The 17,686-nt window shown below is 58.5% G+C and carries 20 protein-coding genes; 13 read left to right on the top strand and 7 right to left on the bottom strand.

All coding sequences use genetic code 11. From position 1 onward, the window contains the following. The first annotated feature begins 25 nt into the window (after window positions 1-25). The 8 genes from livH to V6P94_RS08510 all read left to right on the top strand — a co-directional run bounded on the left by livH (window position 26) and on the right by V6P94_RS08510 (window position 6,379). A complete protein-coding gene (gene livH, locus V6P94_RS08545; RefSeq protein ID WP_016779736.1) occupies window positions 26-949 on the top strand; it encodes a high-affinity branched-chain amino acid ABC transporter permease LivH in 924 nt (307 codons plus the stop codon). Then, window positions 946-2,202, top strand: a complete 1,257-nt coding sequence (locus V6P94_RS08540; protein ID WP_326398378.1) for a high-affinity branched-chain amino acid ABC transporter permease LivM — start codon at window positions 946-948, stop codon at window positions 2,200-2,202. Before livH ends, V6P94_RS08540 begins: the two co-directional genes overlap by 4 nt. Beyond that, a complete protein-coding gene (gene livG, locus V6P94_RS08535; RefSeq protein WP_133075848.1) occupies window positions 2,199-2,966 on the top strand; it encodes a high-affinity branched-chain amino acid ABC transporter ATP-binding protein LivG in 768 nt (255 codons plus the stop codon). The genes V6P94_RS08540 and livG overlap by 4 nt, the downstream gene beginning before the upstream one ends. Before the next feature lies 1 nt (window position 2,967). Then, the gene (locus V6P94_RS08530) at window positions 2,968-3,669 is read left to right on the top strand and encodes an ABC transporter ATP-binding protein (RefSeq protein WP_133075849.1); all 702 of its coding nucleotides are present in this window, start codon (window positions 2,968-2,970) and stop codon (window positions 3,667-3,669) included. A gap of 201 nt (window positions 3,670-3,870) precedes the next feature. Then, entirely contained in the window at window positions 3,871-4,173 is a 303-nt protein-coding gene (locus V6P94_RS08525; RefSeq protein ID WP_133075850.1) for a DUF2282 domain-containing protein, read from the top strand. A 21-nt stretch (window positions 4,174-4,194) separates the two neighbouring features. Further along, window positions 4,195-5,073: a DUF692 domain-containing protein gene (locus tag V6P94_RS08520; protein ID WP_219260785.1), complete on the top strand. Its 879-nt coding sequence runs from the start codon at window positions 4,195-4,197 to the stop codon at window positions 5,071-5,073. Beyond that, window positions 5,070-5,843, top strand: coding sequence for a DNA-binding domain-containing protein (locus tag V6P94_RS08515; RefSeq protein ID WP_326398379.1), 774 nt, complete (start codon window positions 5,070-5,072; stop codon window positions 5,841-5,843). The genes V6P94_RS08520 and V6P94_RS08515 overlap by 4 nt, the downstream gene beginning before the upstream one ends. Beyond that, window positions 5,840-6,379 carry a DoxX family protein gene (locus tag V6P94_RS08510; RefSeq protein ID WP_219260788.1) on the top strand — a complete coding sequence of 180 codons (540 nt, stop codon included), beginning with the start codon at window positions 5,840-5,842 and terminating at the stop codon, window positions 6,377-6,379. The genes V6P94_RS08515 and V6P94_RS08510 overlap by 4 nt, the downstream gene beginning before the upstream one ends. Here V6P94_RS08510 and V6P94_RS08505 read toward each other — a convergent pair. Continuing rightward, window positions 6,328-7,236: a LysR family transcriptional regulator gene (locus V6P94_RS08505; RefSeq protein WP_326398380.1), complete on the bottom strand. Its 909-nt coding sequence runs from the start codon at window positions 7,234-7,236 to the stop codon at window positions 6,328-6,330. The genes V6P94_RS08510 and V6P94_RS08505 overlap by 52 nt on opposite strands. 104 nt (window positions 7,237-7,340) lie before the next feature. Between V6P94_RS08505 and V6P94_RS08500 the strand changes: the two genes are divergently transcribed. The 3 genes from V6P94_RS08500 (at window position 7,341) to V6P94_RS08490 (ending at window position 10,483) form a co-directional block, all read left to right on the top strand. Beyond that, complete coding sequence (locus V6P94_RS08500; protein WP_326398382.1) at window positions 7,341-7,940, top strand: short chain dehydrogenase; 600 nt, start codon at window positions 7,341-7,343, stop codon at window positions 7,938-7,940. A gap of 170 nt (window positions 7,941-8,110) precedes the next feature. Next, window positions 8,111-8,782 (top strand): COG3650 family protein, encoded by a 672-nt coding sequence (locus V6P94_RS08495; RefSeq protein ID WP_219260790.1) that lies wholly within the window; start codon window positions 8,111-8,113, stop codon window positions 8,780-8,782. A 90-nt stretch (window positions 8,783-8,872) separates the two neighbouring features. After that, on the top strand, window positions 8,873-10,483 hold the full coding sequence (locus V6P94_RS08490; RefSeq protein ID WP_133075857.1) for an NAD(P)/FAD-dependent oxidoreductase: 1,611 nt from the start codon (window positions 8,873-8,875) through the stop codon (window positions 10,481-10,483). A gap of 107 nt (window positions 10,484-10,590) precedes the next feature. Here the strand turns inward: V6P94_RS08490 and V6P94_RS08485 are convergent, their stop codons facing one another. After that, window positions 10,591-11,685, bottom strand: coding sequence for a PLP-dependent cysteine synthase family protein (locus V6P94_RS08485; RefSeq protein ID WP_326398383.1), 1,095 nt, complete (start codon window positions 11,683-11,685; stop codon window positions 10,591-10,593). Between the two features lie 249 nt (window positions 11,686-11,934). Between V6P94_RS08485 and nhaA the strand changes: the two genes are divergently transcribed. Both nhaA and V6P94_RS08475 read left to right on the top strand, forming a co-directional pair. Further along, entirely contained in the window at window positions 11,935-13,116 is a 1,182-nt protein-coding gene (nhaA, locus tag V6P94_RS08480) for a Na+/H+ antiporter NhaA (RefSeq protein ID WP_133075859.1), read from the top strand. 95 nt (window positions 13,117-13,211) lie between these two features. Further along, window positions 13,212-13,811 (top strand): hypothetical protein, encoded by a 600-nt coding sequence (locus tag V6P94_RS08475; protein WP_133075860.1) that lies wholly within the window; start codon window positions 13,212-13,214, stop codon window positions 13,809-13,811. Between the two features lie 75 nt (window positions 13,812-13,886). Here V6P94_RS08475 and V6P94_RS08470 read toward each other — a convergent pair whose 3' ends face one another. The 5 genes from V6P94_RS08470 to V6P94_RS08450 all read right to left on the bottom strand — a co-directional run bounded on the left by V6P94_RS08470 (window position 13,887) and on the right by V6P94_RS08450 (window position 17,639). After that, entirely contained in the window at window positions 13,887-14,351 is a 465-nt protein-coding gene (locus tag V6P94_RS08470) for a glycine zipper 2TM domain-containing protein (RefSeq protein ID WP_133075861.1), read from the bottom strand. Window positions 14,352-14,355: 4 nt separating this feature from the next. Continuing rightward, window positions 14,356-14,517 (bottom strand): hypothetical protein, encoded by a 162-nt coding sequence (locus tag V6P94_RS08465; protein WP_219260795.1) that lies wholly within the window; start codon window positions 14,515-14,517, stop codon window positions 14,356-14,358. 27 nt (window positions 14,518-14,544) lie between these two features. After that, window positions 14,545-15,192: a pyridoxamine 5'-phosphate oxidase gene (gene pdxH / locus V6P94_RS08460; protein ID WP_326398384.1), complete on the bottom strand. Its 648-nt coding sequence runs from the start codon at window positions 15,190-15,192 to the stop codon at window positions 14,545-14,547. Between the two features lie 23 nt (window positions 15,193-15,215). After that, window positions 15,216-16,385 carry an OmpA family protein gene (locus V6P94_RS08455; protein ID WP_326398385.1) on the bottom strand — a complete coding sequence of 390 codons (1,170 nt, stop codon included), beginning with the start codon at window positions 16,383-16,385 and terminating at the stop codon, window positions 15,216-15,218. Window positions 16,386-16,493: 108 nt separating this feature from the next. Next, window positions 16,494-17,639: a serine hydrolase gene (locus V6P94_RS08450; RefSeq protein ID WP_133075978.1), complete on the bottom strand. Its 1,146-nt coding sequence runs from the start codon at window positions 17,637-17,639 to the stop codon at window positions 16,494-16,496. Window positions 17,640-17,686 lie beyond the last annotated feature (47 nt).

Genomic DNA, 17,686 nt, shown 5'->3' with positions numbered 1-17,686 from the left:
GTCTCAGGTTTTTAGGAGCTTTGTAATGCCTGACATCTATCACTTCTTCCAAATGCTGGTTAACGGCCTCAACGTTGGCAGCACTTATGCCCTGATCGCCATCGGCTACACGATGGTTTACGGCATTATTGGAATGATCAACTTCGCCCACGGCGAGGTGTACATGATTGGTTCCTATATTGCGTTCATCGCCATCGCAGGCTTGACCATGATGGGTCTGGACAGCGTGCCACTCCTGCTGACTGCCGCGTTTATCGCCAGCATCGTGGTCACCAGCGCCTACGGCTACAGCATCGAGCGGGTTGCCTACCGTCCCTTGCGCGGCAGTAACCGCCTTATCCCGTTGATTTCCGCCATCGGCATGTCGATCTTCCTGCAAAACACCGTACTACTGGCACAGGACTCAAAAGACAAATCGATCCCTAACCTGATCCCCGGCGGCTTCACCTTTGGTCCTGGAGGCGCTAGTGAAGTTATCGTCTCCTACATGCAAATCGTGGTTTTCGTCGTCACCTTCCTCGCAATGCTTGGCCTGACCCTGTTCATCTCTCGCTCACGCATGGGCCGCGCCTGCCGCGCCTGTGCCGAAGACATGAAAATGGCCAACCTGCTGGGTATCAATACCAACAACGTCATTGCGCTGACCTTCGTGATCGGTGCTGCCCTGGCAGCCGTTGCAGCGGTGTTGATCAGTGTCCAGTACGGCGTAATCAACCCTAACGCAGGATTCCTGGTGGGCCTTAAAGCCTTCACCGCTGCGGTATTGGGCGGTATTGGCAGCATTCCTGGCGCGATGCTCGGTGGCCTGGTACTCGGTGTAGCTGAAGCCTTTGGTGCCGATATCTTCGGCGACCAGTACAAAGACGTAGTGGCTTTTGGCTTGCTGGTGCTGGTGCTGCTGTTCCGTCCGACCGGCATTCTGGGGCGTCCGGAGATTGAAAAAGTATGACTAGGAATCTTAAGTCGGCGCTCTTCAGCGCCTTGTTGGTCTGGGCCGTCGCCTACCCGGTACTCGGCCTGAAACTGACTATCGTCGGGATCAACATCGAAGTTCACAACACCAGCCCCTTGATCCTGAGCGTGATTACGATCTGCTCCTTGCTGATGTTTGTGCGCGTGTTGTTCAACCAGCAACTGACCTCGGCCTGGAAGAACTCTCCCAGCCTGCCAAAAGTGCCTGTCAAGGCCACCAACTTCCTGACCCTGCCCAGCACCCAGCGCTGGATCATTCTCGGTCTGGTCGTGATTGCCCTGATCTGGCCTTTCTATGGTTCGCGCGGTGCCGTGGACATTGCCACGCTGATCCTGATCTACGTGATGCTCGGCCTGGGCCTGAACATTGTGGTCGGGCTGGCCGGTCTGCTTGACCTGGGTTATGTCGGGTTCTATGCCGTGGGTGCCTACACCTACGCGCTGCTCGCCCATTACTTCGGCCTGAGCTTCTGGATCTGCCTGCCGCTGGCCGGGTTGATGGCCGCTACCTTTGGCTTCCTGCTCGGTTTCCCGGTGTTGCGCTTACGCGGTGACTATCTGGCCATCGTGACCCTGGGCTTCGGTGAAATCATCCGTCTGTTCCTGCGTAACCTGACCGATCTCACTGGCGGACCCAACGGTATCAGCAACATCCCGAAACCAACGTTGTTCGGCCTCAGCTTCGACAGAACCGCTGCCGAAGGCATGCAAACCTTTCACGAGTACTTTGGCATCGCTTACAACTCGATCAACAAGGTCATTTTCTTGTACCTGATCGCGTTGGTGCTGGTACTGCTGGTGCTGTTCGTGATCAACCGCCTGCTGCGCATGCCAATCGGTCGCGCATGGGAAGCACTGCGTGAAGACGAAATCGCCTGCCGCGCTCTGGGCCTGAACCCGACCGTGATCAAGCTTTCCGCCTTCACCCTGGGCGCTACCTTCGCAGGTTTCGCCGGCAGCTTCTTTGCTGCACGCCAGGGCCTGGTGACGCCTGAGTCGTTCACCTTCCTTGAGTCGGCGATCATTCTGGCCATCGTGGTACTGGGTGGCATGGGCTCGCAACTGGGCGTGATCCTGGCAGCCGTGGTGATGATCCTGCTGCCAGAGATGATGCGTGAATTCAGCGAATACCGAATGCTGCTGTTCGGAGCACTGATGGTGCTGATGATGATCTGGCGCCCGCAAGGTCTTCTGCCCATGCAACGTCCTCACCTGGAGCTGCGAAAATGAGCCGCGAGTTACTGAAAGTCAGCGGCCTGAGCATGCGCTTTGGCGGCTTGTTGGCGGTGAATGGCGTGGCCCTGACCGTCAAGGAAAAACAGGTTGTGTCGATGATCGGCCCTAACGGTGCCGGCAAGACCACGGTCTTCAACTGCCTGACCGGTTTCTACAAGCCGTCTGCCGGTAGCATCGTGCTCGATGGTGAGTCGATTGAAGGCCTGCCGGGTCATGAAATCGCGCGCAAAGGCGTGGTTCGTACCTTCCAGAACGTGCGCCTGTTCAAAGACATGACAGCCGTTGAGAACCTGCTGATTGCCCAGCATCGCCACCTCAACACCAACTTTCTGTCGGGCCTGTTCAAAACCCCTTCATTCCGTAAAAGCGAACGTGAGGCCCTGGATTACGCCGCGTACTGGCTGGACAAGGTCAACCTGACCGAGTTCGCCAACCGCCCGGCGGGCACCTTGGCATACGGCCAGCAACGACGCCTGGAAATCGCCCGCTGCATGATGACGCGTCCGCGCATCCTCATGCTCGACGAACCGGCGGCAGGGCTGAACCCCAAGGAAACCGAAGACCTCAAAGCGCTGATCAGCGTTTTGCGCAATGAGCACAACGCTACCGTGCTGTTGATTGAGCACGACATGAAACTGGTCATGAGCATTTCCGACCATATCGTGGTGATCAACCAGGGCACGCCTTTGGCTGACGGGACGCCGGAACAGATCCGCGACAACCCTGAAGTGATCAAAGCCTATTTGGGGGAAGCGTAAAATGCTGCAATTTGAAAACGTTTCGACCTTTTACGGCAAGATCCAGGCCCTGCACGGCGTCAACGTCGAAGTGCGCCAGGGCGAGATCGTCACCCTGATCGGCGCCAACGGTGCTGGCAAATCGACCCTGATGATGACCTTGTGCGGTTCCCCGCAAGCCCAGAGCGGTAGCATTCGTTATCTGGGCGAGGAACTGGTGGGGTTGAGCTCGGCGCAGATCATGCGCAAAAGCATCGCTGTTGTACCTGAAGGGCGCCGGGTGTTTGCTCGTTTGACTGTGGAAGAGAACCTCGCCATGGGCGGATTCTTTACCGAGAAGCAGGAATACGAAGAGCAAATGGATAAGGTTCTGCACTTGTTCCCGCGCCTGAAAGAACGTTTCACACAACGGGGTGGCACCATGTCCGGTGGTGAGCAGCAAATGCTCGCCATTGGCCGTGCGCTGATGAGCAAGCCCAAGCTGCTGTTGCTGGATGAACCATCGCTAGGATTGGCCCCGATCATCATTCAACAGATTTTCGACATCATCGAACAGCTGCGTGATGAGGGTGTAACGGTGTTTCTGGTGGAGCAAAACGCCAACCAGGCGCTCAAAATCGCTGACCGCGCCTACGTGCTGGAAAACGGCCGGGTGGTCATGCAAGGCACCGGCGAGCAACTGCTCAACGATCCAAAAGTGCGTGACGCCTATCTGGGTGGCTAATGCTGCCTGCGACACAAAAAACGGCCCTTCGGGGCCGTTTTTTATTGCCCCCTACCGGGCTTTCTGTAGCAGCTGCCGTAGGAACGGGGGAGGTTGCAGTTAAAACCAAAAAATAATTCAGGTGCGTTGTAATAACTGCCCCCCTCGTTTCTCTAGTTGAGTAAGCCGGCAGCAATCGCTACCGGGATCTGGAGAATCACCATGAACAGCAAAACTACCCGCACCCTGTCCGCCGCTGCACTGACACTTGCTCTGGGTTCCGCCCTGAGCATCGCCGCCCTGCCCGCTCAGGCTGCTGGCGATATGGAGAAGTGCTTCGGGGTTGCCATGAAAGGCCATAACGATTGCGCCGCAGGGGCAGGCACTACCTGTGCAGGAACCGCCAAGGTAGACAATCAGGCCAATGCCTGGAAGCTCGTACCAAAAGGCACCTGCGAAACAACCTCCAGCAGCACCTCGCCTACCGGCTTTGGCCAAATGGCTGCCTACAAAGCCAAATCCTGATTCGCACACTGAGTGCTGATGATGCACAGCCCGCTTGCTTCGCTCATCGCGCCTCGTGCGCCCCTGCTCCCGCCGCGTGCGGGGCTGGGGCTCAAGGCCGAACATTTCCAGGATGTACTCGCCACCCGGCCTGACGTCGGCTTCTTTGAAGTACACGCCGAAAACTACATGGTTGCCGGAGGCCCGTTCCACCACTACCTGAGCCTGATTTGCGATCAGTATCCCCTGTCGATTCACGGCGTCGGTCTGTCGATCGGGGGCCAAAGCCCGCTCAATCCCGAACATTTGCAACGCTTGAGCACATTGCTCGACCGCTACCGGCCCCAGATGTTTTCCGAACATCTGGCATGGTCTTCCCACGGGCCGTATTTTTTGAACGACCTGCTGCCTTTGCGTTATGACACCGCCACGCTGACGCGGGTATGCGCGCACATTGATCAGGTCCAGAACCTGTTGCAGCGCCAGATCCTGCTGGAAAACCCCGCAACCTATATTGAGTTCGACGAGGCCCATTTCGACGAGGCCGACTTCATCCACGAAGTCATCACCCGCAGTGGTTGTGGCCTATTACTGGACGTTAACAACCTGTACGTGTCCTGCATCAACCACGCCCGTAATCCCCTGGCCTACCTCGATGCTTTGCCGCTGCGGGCTGTTGGAGAGATTCATCTGGCAGGTTTTGCCGAAGAGTCCGACAGCCTTGGCGAGCGACTGCTTATCGACAACCACGGATCACCCGTCGATCAAGCCGTGTGGACGCTGTACCGACAAGCACTGAAGCGAACGGGCCCAATGGCCACCCTGATCGAGCGCGACAACCATCTGCCTGCACTCACCGAACTCGTCAAGGAAGCACGACTTGCCGAGCACTACCTGAGCAGCACACAGGTGCAACCATGAATATGCAAGAGGCTTTCAGCGCAGCGCTGCTCGATCCTGATACGCCTTACCCGCAAGGTATTTCCTGCCATAACGGCGACATTGAGCGTCGTTTTGCGGTTTATCGCAACAATGTCCACAGTGGCCTGATCAACGCACTGGCCACGAGCTACCCGGTCGTTTCGCAGCTGGTTGGCGACGTTTTCTTTCAGGCAATGGCGCGGGCTTTTATTCAAGATTTCCCGCCCAAAAGCCCTGTAATGAGCACCTATGGCGTCCAGTTCGCAGATTTTGTCAAGGGTTTCGCACCTGCCAGCAGCGTGCCTTACCTGGCGGATGTCGCACGATTGGAACGTTTGTGCGTCCAGGCCTTTCACGCCGCAGACGCCTGCGCAGTGGACCCGCACTTATTGATCCGCGCGCTCAACAACCCCGGCAGGCTTGGCCAGTTGTGCCTGCAACTGCATCCCGGCGTCGCAAGCCTGAATTCACCCTACGCCATAGCCGCTCTATGGACCGCACATCAACACCAGGGCCAAATTCAGGGCCTAGACCCGCATCAGCCACAAAGCGCCGTGGTGCTGCGCAACGGATTACGGGTGGAAGTGTTCGCGGTCGGCTGCGGGTGTGCAGCGTTCGTGGACGGGCTCAAGGAAGGCCGGCCCCTGGAACTGGCCGCTTGCCAGGCTCTGGAAGCCGCCCCTGATTTTGATCTGGGCCAGGCCCTGGCGCTGCTGATCACCCATGACGCCATCACCGGCCTACACCCCACCGCAGAGGTTTCGCCATGAACACCCATGCAACGCCCACATGCCAGATACGCCGTTTAATCGGACTGATGCAACGTATCCCCCACACGCTGATAGCCTTTGTCGCACGGTTTTCTATCGCTGCGGTGTTCTGGAAGTCCGGCCAGACCAAAGTCGAGGGCCTGGCGATCGACCTGGTGAACGGCACCTTTGAACTCAATGCCCCACACTTGGCCGACTCTGCGGTGTACTTGTTCAGTACGGAATACAAACTCCCGCTGCTGCCCCCGGACATTGCCGCGTACGCAGCAGCTTTCAGTGAACACGTCTTCCCGCTGCTGATCCTGCTGGGGCTTGCCACCCGTTTTTCGGCACTGGCACTGCTGGGGATGACGCTGACCATTCAGTTATTCGTGTACCCGGACGCCTACCCCACTCATGGGACATGGATCGCGATTCTGTTGTACCTGATGGCCAGAGGCCCCGGTGCGTTGTCGATTGATCACCTGATCGCCAGACGTTTTCGTTACCGCGCGTCAATGGCCTCACCGCTGCGCCGGAACCAGCCTGCAAGGTAATCCGCCAAAACCTGCGTGCGTTTCGGCAAACCGCCCTGATAGGGGTGAACCAGGTACATGGGGTTACTGCGTGTCTGATAGTCACGCAGCAACGCGCGCAATCGTCCATCGGCCAGTTCGGCATTGAGCATGTATGAAGGCAGGCGGGCGATACCGGCACCGATCACCGCGGCTTTTTTCAGCAAGCTGTAGTGATTGCTGGCAAACGGCCCCGAGACCCGCACACGGTGCAGTTCGTGCTGGAGGTGGTACTGCCACTCTTCGCGGCCGCTGTAGTGACTGTTGAGCAGGCAACGGTGCTCGACCAGTTGCTGCGGGGTGACTGGCTCGCCGTATTGCTCAAGGTAGGCCGGGCTCGCACAGGTGATCTCCTGCCAGTTGAGCACCAGTTTTGCCACCAGTCGCTCGTTATTGGCGACCTGAGAACGGATCGCCAGATCGAAGCCCTCCCGTGCCATGTCGCGGTAGCTGTTGTTGAGTTCCAGCTCGATCTGCACCTGGGGGTATTCGCGGGAAAATTCCATCAGCAGCGAATCAAAAAATGTTTCGCCCAAGGATACGGGCACGGTCATACGCACCGGGCCTACCATATCGTCCTTGAGTCGGGCTAATGCCTGACGCGCCCGCTCCACTTGCACGACCAATGCCCGGGCCTGGGGCAGTAACGCTGCGCCAGCAGCCGTCAGGCTCAAACGCCGTGTGGTGCGGTGCAGCAACACCACCGCAAACTGAGCCTCCAAGAGGCTGATGCGTTTGGACAATTGCCCTTTGCTGCAACCCAGCTGCTGGGCGGCCAAGGTAAAACTCCCCGCGTCGATCAACACCGCGAACGCCGCCAAGTCATCCATTTCGCTCATGGATTGTTTCCATATGAAAACCAAAGGTTGCCTATTAGTGCGCTTATCCCGGTAAAAAACCACCACTAGACTAAGCACTCACCTCTTCCTGCAAGGAACACCCCATGAAAATCCTGTTGATCGGCGCTAACGGCACCATTGGTTCAGCCATTGATCGCGAGCTGTCGTCGCGCCACGAGATCGTGCGTATTGGCCGCAATAGCGGCGATTTTCAGGTCGATATCAGCGACTGTTCATCGATTCGCAACCTGTTCGAACAGACCGGACGCTTCGACGCGCTGGTCTGTGCCGCTGGCAACGTCAAGTTCGCCGCACTGGAAGACATGAGCGAAAGTGACTTCGCCCTGGGCCTGCAGGACAAGTTGATGGGGCAAGTCAATCTGCTGCTGATTGGTCGCGAGTTTGCCAACGATGGCGCCTCGTTCACCTTCACCAGCGGTGTCATCAATCGCGAACCGATTCGCACGGGCAGTTCGGCGGCACTGGTCAACGCAGCACTCGACGGCTTTGTAAAAGCGGCTGCCATCGAGCTGCCACGGGGGCTGCGGGTTAACTCGGTGAGCCCTACGGTACTGGAAGAGGCGATGGGCAAGTACGCGCCGTACTTCCGCGGTTTCAAGCCGGTGGCAGGCGCCGACGTGGCTCTGGCCTACGCCAAAAGTGTCGAAGGCCTGCAAACCGGGCAAACCTACATCGTGGGTTGAGCCGAGCTCTGTAGTCGCTGCCGCAGGCTGCGAAGGGTTGCGAAGCAAGCCGTTTTCTTGAAGAACCCACAGTTCCAATCGCAGCCTGCGGCAGCGACTACAGAAGGTGAACCTCTTGTGATGCACCGCCAGCCTGAGTAACGTGGCGGCTCTAGTCAGGAGTCCCAACGATGCGTGCTGTTCGTCCCTTGGTTTTGTTTGCCCTGCTGCCCCTGTTTGCGGGCTGCCAACTGCTCAACAGCAAGCCAGCTGACACCACCGCCGGCCTGACCCGCCTGCAAGGTGAGTTGGTTTCATCCGGTGATCAGTTGGTGTTCCAACCGTGCGTCGGCCAGCAGCGCTATGAAGTGCGCGACGGCGACAACACCACCCTGGTGCAGGACGCTTCTTACATGCCCAATAAACCGGGCAAGTTGTTCGCCGATATTCGCGGCAGTTTTGTCGCCAGCAAAACCCCCGGTGCGGACGGTGAAGTCCAGGTGCAACAGCTCTATCGCCTGGAACGCAACAGCAACGCCTGCCAGGACCTTAACTTCAAGCAACTGACCGTACACGCCAACGGCAATGGCCCGGCATGGGAAGTACAGGCCGGCGGCAAGGGCATGGTGCTTAAACGCGAAGGTCAGCCGGACCTGGCACTGCCTTATGTTGAAGAACAGATCGGTGACGGTCGTTTTTCGCTGTCCACTGAAGCCAACAATCAACGCATAGAACTGTGGGTTGCCCCACAACGTTGCACTGACAGTGTCGACGGCAGCGTGCAGCATCTGGGTGCAGAGCTGCGGATCAACGGTCAGGTCCAGCGCGGCTGTGGCTATTTTGGTGGCGCACGCAACGACTAACCGACAACTGTTGCCGCATAGTGCCCCGAAGCAGCTTACAATTGGCGGTTCTGCCAGGGTTTACCTGGCCCCCCGATACTGGACACTGTCATGTTACGAATTACCGAACTCAAGCTGCCGATCGACCATCCCGAAGAAGACCTGCGCCCTGCCATCCTGCAGCGCCTGGGCATCGAAAGTGATGACCTGCTCGATTTCACCTTGTTCAAGCGCAGCTACGATGCGCGTAAAAAATCGTCCGAATTGTGCTTTATCTACACCATCGACCTGAGTGTGCGCGATGAAGCGCCGCTGTTGGCCAAGTTCGCGGACGACCGTAACGTCAATCCAGCGCCAGACGTCAGCTACAAAGTCGTCGGCCAGGCCCCACAAGACTTGAGCCAGCGCCCGATTGTGGTGGGTTTTGGTCCGTGCGGTATTTTCGCCGGCTTGCTGCTGGCACAAATGGGCTTCAAGCCGATCATTCTTGAGCGCGGCACCGAAGTTCGCCAGCGCACCAAGGACACCTGGGGCCTGTGGCGTAAAAACGTACTCAACCCCGAGTCCAACGTACAGTTTGGTGAAGGCGGCGCAGGCACGTTCTCGGACGGCAAGCTTTACAGCCAGATCAAGGATCCCAAGCACCACGGCCGTAAAGTGCTGCACGAGTTTGTCAAAGCCGGTGCCCCGGACGAGATCCTCTACGTCAGCAAGCCGCATATCGGTACGTTCCGTCTGACCGGTGTCGTCGAAAACATGCGCCAGCAGATCATCGCGCTGGGCGGTGAAGTCCGTTTTCAACAGCGTGTGACTGACGTCCTGATCGACGACGGCCAGTTGACCGGCGTGGTACTGGCCGACGGCGAACAGCTGAACTCGCGCCACGTGATCCTGGCCCTGGGCCACAGCGCCCGTGACACGTTCCGCATGCTCCACGGTCGTGGCGTGTACATGGAAGCCAAACCGTTCTCGGTAGGTTTCCGGATCGAACACCCGCAGTCGTTGATCGACAGCGCACGCCTGGGCAAGTACGCGGGCCACCCGAAACTGGGCGCCGCCGACTACAAACTGGTTCACCACGCCAAAAACGGCCGTTCGGTTTACAGCTTCTGCATGTGCCCAGGCGGCACCGTGGTTGCGGCTACCAGCGAGCCGGGTCGTGTTGTGACCAACGGTATGAGCCAGTACTCACGTAACGAACGCAACGCCAACTCGGGCATCGTGGTCGGCATCACACCTGAGGACTATCCAGGTGGGCCATTGGCCGGTATCGAACTGCAAGAACGCCTGGAAGCCCACGCCTACGTGTTGGGTGGCAGCAATTACGAGGCACCGGCGCAACTGGTGGGTGACTTTATAGCGGGTAAACCTTCATCGGCCCTGGGCAGCGTCGAGCCGTCCTACAAACCGGGTGTGTCCCTGGGTGATCTGGCCCTGGCCTTGCCGGACTACGCCATTGAAGCCATCCGTGAAGCCTTGCCGGCGTTCGAGAAACAGATCAAGGGTTTCTCGATGCATGATGCGATCCTGACCGGGATCGAAACCCGTACCTCGTCGCCTCTGCGCATGACCCGTGATGCGTCGATGCAAAGCCTCAACGTCAAGGGCCTGTTCCCGGCAGGCGAAGGCGCAGGCTATGCAGGTGGCATTCTGTCGGCCGGTGTCGACGGCATCCGGATTGCCGAGGCTGTCGCTCGCGACATTCTGGGTATCGAAGCGTAGGTTTTTGACGCAGCAGGAGCGAGCTTGCTCGCGATTGCATCACTGCGGTTTGCCTGACAAACCGCAGCGCCTGCATCGCGAGCAAGCCCCCTCCCACAAACCCCGCATCAGAGGCCTGCCCGCAACACCCCTTCAGGCAACGCAGCGCCCTGCTCCACGCAGGCTTTGACTGCACCGATCAACGCGTCCAGTTCATAACCCTGAGCCTTGAGCCACTGCGCATCGTAGTAGGTCGTGGCATACCGCTCACCGCCATCACACAAAATCGCAACGATCGAGCCGCTTTCACCGTTGGCAACCATCTGCTGCGCCGCGATCAATGCGCCAATCAGATTCGTCCCGCTCGATCCTCCGACCCGTCGCCCCATGCGCTGCGCCAAGTAGTGCATGGCCGCCAATGACAAGGCATCCGGAACCTTGACCATCGCGTCGATCACCTTCGGCAAAAATGAGGCCTCGACCCTGGGCCTGCCGATACCCTCAATGCGCGAGCCGCAGTCCAGTCGCAAACTGGCATCACCGCTCAGGTAAAAGTCGAAGAACACCGAACGTTCGGCGTCGGCACACAGCACGCGGGTGTTGTGCTGGCGATATCGGACATAGCGCCCCAGAGTTGCGGTCGTACCGCCCGTGCCCGGGCTGGAGATCAGCCAACTCGGCTCCGGGTGGCGCTCATAACGCAGTTGCTGGAAGATCGACTCGGCGATGTTGTTGTTCGCTCGCCAGTCCGTAGCCCGCTCTGCATAGGTGAACTGGTCCATGAAATGGCCACCGGTTTCCCGGGCCAGCCGCTCGGACTCGGCATGTATCCGGGTAGGGTCTTCCACCAAATGGCTTTGGCCACCATAAAAGGCTATTTGCTCGATCTTGGCAGGCGAGGTGCTGGCAGGCATCACGGCAATAAAGGGCAAACCCAGCAATCGGGCGAAATAGGCTTCAGACACTGCCGTCGAACCGCTGGACGCTTCGATCACCGGTGAGCCGGCCTTTAGCCAGCCATTACACAACGCATATAAAAACAATGACCTCGCCAAACGGTGCTTGAGGCTGCCCGTCGGGTGGCTTGACTCGTCCTTGAAGTACAACTCGATACCCGCAAAACCCGGCAGCGACACAGGAATCAGATGGGTGTCAGCACAGCGCTGAAAGTCTGCTTCAATCGTACGAATGGCTTCGCGTGCCCACTGGAGGTCTTGGTTCATGGAGGGTGGCTCGTGATAGCAAAAGGGAAAGCACAGCATGTGCGTGCGGTGTGCAACGACCAATCCTAAGACATTTCCTACAGTCGCCACAGGCACAGAACTGTCTCAATTTGACACACAACTGCTAGGCTCTTTGGCGATGCGAGAGCAAACCCCTGCTTATAACAAAAAAGAATATAGTTTTTGTTTTAACCCCTAACCCCACAGGTTAGGGTGTCGCACCTTTTACTTAATCGATGGAGAGCGACCTTGCCTCTGCGTAGTACTTTCACTCGTTTCTTTCAGTTGGAAGCTGCCAGCGGTCTGCTGTTGATTGCCGCGGCCGCTCTGGCTTTGATCATCAATAACTCACCGCTTTCCCATTACTACACGGCCTTTCTGGACGTGCCGGTAGCGGTACAAATCGGCGCCCTGCAAATTGCCAAGCCTTCGCTGCTGTGGATCAACGATGGCCTGATGGCCTTGTTCTTTCTGCTGATCGGCCTCGAGGTCAAGCGCGAACTGCTCGAAGGCCAGCTGTCCAAGCCCTCGCAAGTGGTGCTGCCGGGGGCCGCGGCCATCGGCGGGATGGTCGTGCCTGCGCTGATTTACTGGTACATCAACAAAGACTACCCCGACGCGCTGGGCGGCTGGGCAATCCCCATGGCCACTGACATCGCCTTCGCCCTCGGCGTGCTGGCCTTGCTCGGCAAACGCGTACCGGTGTCTCTCAAGCTGTTCCTGATGACCCTGGCGATCATCGACGATCTGGGGGCGATCATCGTGATCGCGGTGTTCTACTCCAGCGAACTGTCCGGCCTGTCGCTGCTGCTGGCAGCGGCATGCCTGATTGCCCTGATTGCGATGAACCGCATGGGCGTGATCAAAGTTGCGCCTTATATGATCATCGGCCTGATCCTCTGGGTGTGCGTGCTCAAAAGTGGTGTGCATGCCACGCTGGCGGGTGTAACGCTGGCGTTCTGTATCCCGCTGCGGACCAAGAACTCAGAACCGTCACCATTGATGACCATTGAGCATGCACTGCATCCGTGGGTGGCTTACGCGATCCTGCCGTTGTTTGCCTTCGCCAATGCCGGTGTATCGCTGGCGGGTGTCAGCCTGCACAGTTTCGTCAGTCACGTGCCGATGGGCATTGCGGCGGGCTTGCTGATCGGTAAGACCGTGGGCGTGTTCGGCTTGACCTGGATCGCCATCAAGACCGGCATGGCATCCCTGCCCGCTGGGGCAAACTGGGGCCAGGTGCTGGGCGTCGCCATCCTGTGCGGCATCGGCTTCACCATGAGCCTGTTCGTGGGGTCACTGGCGTTCGTAGCAGGCAGTAGCGAGTATGTGGGCATGGACCGCATGGGCATCCTGACCGGCTCCATCCTGGCGGCGCTGATCGGCTATGGCGTCACACTGTTCTTCAGCCGCAAACAATCATTAGCGTGACCCTGCTTTAATGCGGGAGCGGGCTGGCCCGGACAAAGGCAACGCAGATCATCTGCGTTGCCTTTGTCGCGACTGAACCGCCAAAAGAGGGAAACGTGGTCGATAAATTTCAGATTGTGCAATACGCGGGCATCACCGTGATGTTCCCGGCAGCGTTGGTCATTGCTGCCTGGTTATGGGTTGGTGCGTCGAAAAAAATCGCGTGTCTATGGTTGGGCGTGCTGGTGTGTGCCTACTTCATCGTGGGCGCGAGCAAGATCCTGTTCAAGGGGTGGGGCATTGGCCTGCATGACCTGGGCATTGCCGTCTTCAGCGGACACGCGATGAACGCTTGCCTGGTCTTCACCGTGATGCTGAATCTGCTGTGCCAACAGCTCGATCAACGTTTGCGCTGGCCAGTACTGGGAGCCGGTTTAGTGGCGACCTGGTGGTTTGCCATCCATTACGTTGCCCATACCATTCACCCATTGCCGGAGGCTATCGCAGGCGCACTGATAGGTTCGGTTGCCGCGTGTGTGTTTTTGTTTAGCGTCAAGCAATACAACCTCAGCAAGGTTCCACGGCCAGCGCTGGTGATGGGCCTGGCAGTGGTGCTGGCGTTCGACGCCATGCCCAAGTACACGGCAGAACGCTTGCTGGATCACATCGCCATAACGCTGTCGGGGGCCGACCAGGCCTTCAGGCACTCGTCCTGAGTTGAATCAGCGGACATGAAAAAACCCCGGCCAGTTCGCACTGGCCGGGGTTTTGTTTTAGCGCTGCCGCCCGGTTTACTGGGTAACGCGGCTGGTGCCATCAACGGTCATGATGCGCACTCGCTCACCGGTACGGAACACCTGGTTCGGCTCAACCTGCTGCACATAGGCACGGGTGCTGCCGTCGTCTTCACGTACGGTGATTTCTACGCCCTGGGTCTTGGTCAGGCCCGATTCGGCCGCAGAACCCAGCAGGCCACCGGCTACTGCGCCGATAACAGCTGTCACGATGCTGCCACGGCCACCGCCGATGGCGCTGCCGCCCACACCGCCCACGATAGCGCCGGTTGCAGCGCCGATCGGAGTCTTGGTGCCTTCAATCTGCACCGGACGCAAGGCAACGATGGTGCCCATACGAACGGTCTGTACACGTCGAGCTTCGTCACGGGAGTAGGTATCGCCGGTCAGGTTGGAGGTGCAGCCGCCCAACAAGACAGTCATGGTAGAAAAAGCGGCAACCAACAGAACAGACTTACGCATAGGATCAACTCCAAAAGATCAGGGATTCATTAAACTCCGCAGCCGGGGACCTGTCACGGTACAGCGCGGGTAAAAAGGCTTTATTCAGCGTCTGTACAGTAAAAACAGAACCGTTTCGCCGTTTCAAAACTTCAGCAAAGAGTAGCGCGAAATAATCATCTTGCATTGCGCGCCACCCTCGCAAGTAACGTCGTTAAGGCGCCAGGCGCTCTCGAGTCCACTCAGTCCCTTCACGCCGATAGTTAAGGCGATCATGCAGACGGCTTGGCCGCCCCTGCCAGAATTCAATGCGCTGGGGCAACAACCGGTAGCCGCCCCAGTGCTCGGGGCAATGGGGCTGGGTGTCGCTGAACCGCGCCTCGGTGGCCTTGAGCAAACCGACCAGCTCGTCACGATCCGCAATCACCTGGCTTTGCGGCGAAGCCCAGGCTCCGATCCGGCTGCCTATAGGTCGAACCTGATAATAGGCATCGGACTCTTGGGGCGTGACCTTGACCACTTGCCCCTCGATGCGCACCTGACGCTCCAGGGTTGGCCAGAAAAAAGTCATGGCCGCGAACGGACGCTCAGCGAGTTGCTGGCCTTTGGCGCTGGTGTAATTGGTGAAAAAGGTAAACCCCTGGTCATCCAGACCTTTGAGCAAAAGCACACGGCAATGCGGACGCCCCTCGGCATCGACGGTGGCCAGGGTCATGGCATTCGCCTCGACCGGTGGCTGTTCGGTTTTGACCGCGTCGTTGAACCACTGATGAAACAGCGCGAAGGGCTCGGCCGGGGCTTGAGCCTCGGCCAGCCCGTCACGGGTGTAATCACGTCGCATATCTGCCAATGCTTGAGTCATGCCGCAATCCTTCCCTGAATCAATCAGTTCTTGGTCTGATCGTTGGCGGCAACTTTCTTGTCCGCAGCCGCTTTGGCTTTAGCCACGACCGGCTTCTTGGCTGGCGCTGGCTTCACTGCTTTTTTGGCCGGTGCCGCCTTCTTGGCTACAACGCCTTTCTTGGCCGGTGCCGCTGCGTTCTTCTTGGCTACAGAAGGTGGAACTGCAGGCTGCACAGCAACCAGTTCAGCGGGCGACAAGGCTGGCTGGCTGTATTTGCTGACCAGCGCGACCATCGTGGCTTGCGGCGTCATCAGGATTTCAACCCGACGGTTCAACGCACGACCTTCATTACTGTCGTTGGCTGCGCGCGGCATCACAGAACCCATGCCACGCAAAGTCAGGCGGTTACCTTGCAAACCGCTCATGCGGAAGATGGCGGCCACTGACTTGGCGCGATCCAGGCTCAAACGGGTATTGGCGGCCATAGCGCCTGCAGAGTCCGCATGTCCCAACACCAACACGGCAGTTTTTGGATCGCCTTCAACGACTTTGGCCACGCGAGTGAACGGGCCCAGCATCGACGGCATCAGCAAGTCAGGACGGGTCGCCTTGAACGAGCTGTCAGCCGAAGCCACGATGATCAGCAGGTTTTCGCGGCGTTCCAGTTGCAGGTTGGTGTCCTTGATCGCGACACGCAGGCGCGGCTCGTATTCATCCAGCCAGGCTTGAGTGATTTTCGGGTCTGGCATCGGGATCACGCCAACCGGGGCAGTTTTGGACGCTTTGTCATCGCCACCGAACGGCCACCACCAATTTTTGGTAGAGGTTGACGCGCCAGCAGGTGCGACAACGGCTGCCACTTTTTCCTTTTCAACCGGGGCGTCTTTCTTGGCGGAGTCAGAACCGAATGGCCACCAGCTGGAGCCACTGTCTTGGGCAACGGCAGCGGCAGCTGGAGCGGGTGTTTTGGCAGCCGGTGCTGGCGTCGGAGCCTTGGCAGCGGGAGCTGCAGCTTTGGCCACGGGCGGCGTTACTTTGGCGTCTGCCGGTTTGGCCGCAGCACTGGTGCCTTTATCGGCAGGCGTCGACGCCTGGTCGGATGAGCCCAACTGCCACCACTTATGGCCACCTTCGGCGTCATTCTGTGGAGTTTGTGCGCAACCGGTAATGGCCAGGCAGAGAGCCAGAGCTAGGGTCTTATTAGATGACATTGAATATCCACACAATGAATTAGGAATAAAGAGGCAATAAGCCTACATAAAAAAACGTTGCACTCATAAAAGCTACAGGGTTCCGACCTACGGCCTACAAATACCCGACTAGATACACGTCGCCAGGGCTTTGACCAGCTTTTGAGCCCTTGGGTCCATCAAAACATAAGGCCCCATGGTGTTGGTCACAAAACCAAAGGCCACTTCACAATCCGGGTCGGCAAAGCCAACCGACCCGCCAGCACCTGGATGGCCAAAGGCTTTGGGCCCTAAACCGAAGGTCGCGTTAGGCACGCTCGGCTGATCCAGCATGCAACCCAATCCAAGACGGGTCTGGGTGCGCAAGGTTTTATCCTCGCCCAGGCTGTGCTCGCGGGTCAGTTGCTCGAACATTTCGGCTTCAAGCAGACTGCCATCGAGCAAGCCACTGTAGAACCCGGCCAGGCTACGGGCGTTACCGTGCCCATTGGCCGCAGGCTGTTCCATCCGGCGCCATTCGGGCTTATTGGTACTGGTCATGATCGACGGCGGATTGGTGAATGCCCGTGTGCTCATGGAGGTGGGCTCGTTCATCATCGCCTTCAGCAGACGCTGCGCCGCCGCATCCCCCATCGTCCCCTTGCTGCGGGCGATATGGGCCACCCGGTAAAACTCTTCATCCGCCAGCCCGACATGAAAGTCCAGCCCAAGCGGCCTGGCCGTTCGTGCCATGATCGACTGGCCCGCACTGCGGCCGTCGGCACGGCGAATCAACTCGCCCACCAACCAGCCATAGGTGATCGCGGCATAGCCGTGGCCTTCGCCTGGTGTCCACCAGGGCGCTTCAGCGGCCAGCGCATCGACCATGGTCTGCCATTCATACAATGCCGTTGGCGGCATCAATTCACGCAACGCCGGCAAACCGGCCCGATGGCTCAGTAGCTGGCGCAACGTGATGGATTCTTTACCCGCTGCCGCAAACTCAGGCCAGTAACGGGCAACGGGCACATCAAGTTCCAGCTTGCCCTCTTCCACCAGTTGCAGCGCGGTGACAGCCGTAAAGGTTTTGGTGCACGAAAACAGATTGGCAATGGTGTCTGTGTGCCACGGTTGCTCTGCGTCCTTGTCAGCCGTACCGGCCCACACGTCAAGTACCGTTTCGCCACCGATCTGGATGCACAGTGCCGCACCGCGCTCTTGCGGATCATTGAAAAGATCAGCAAACGCCTCGCGTACTGCTTCGAACTTAAGGTCGTGAAAACCCTGAATCTGCACCCGCACCTCCTGGATCTGCATGGCTCTACAAGGCGTGCATTGTTCCA

The organism is Pseudomonas sp. ML2-2023-3 (assembly GCF_037055275.1).
GTDB lineage: Bacteria > Pseudomonadota > Gammaproteobacteria > Pseudomonadales > Pseudomonadaceae > Aquipseudomonas.
The sequence above is the reverse complement of the archived record's forward strand: the minus strand, read 5'-3'. Positions and strand labels throughout refer to the sequence as shown.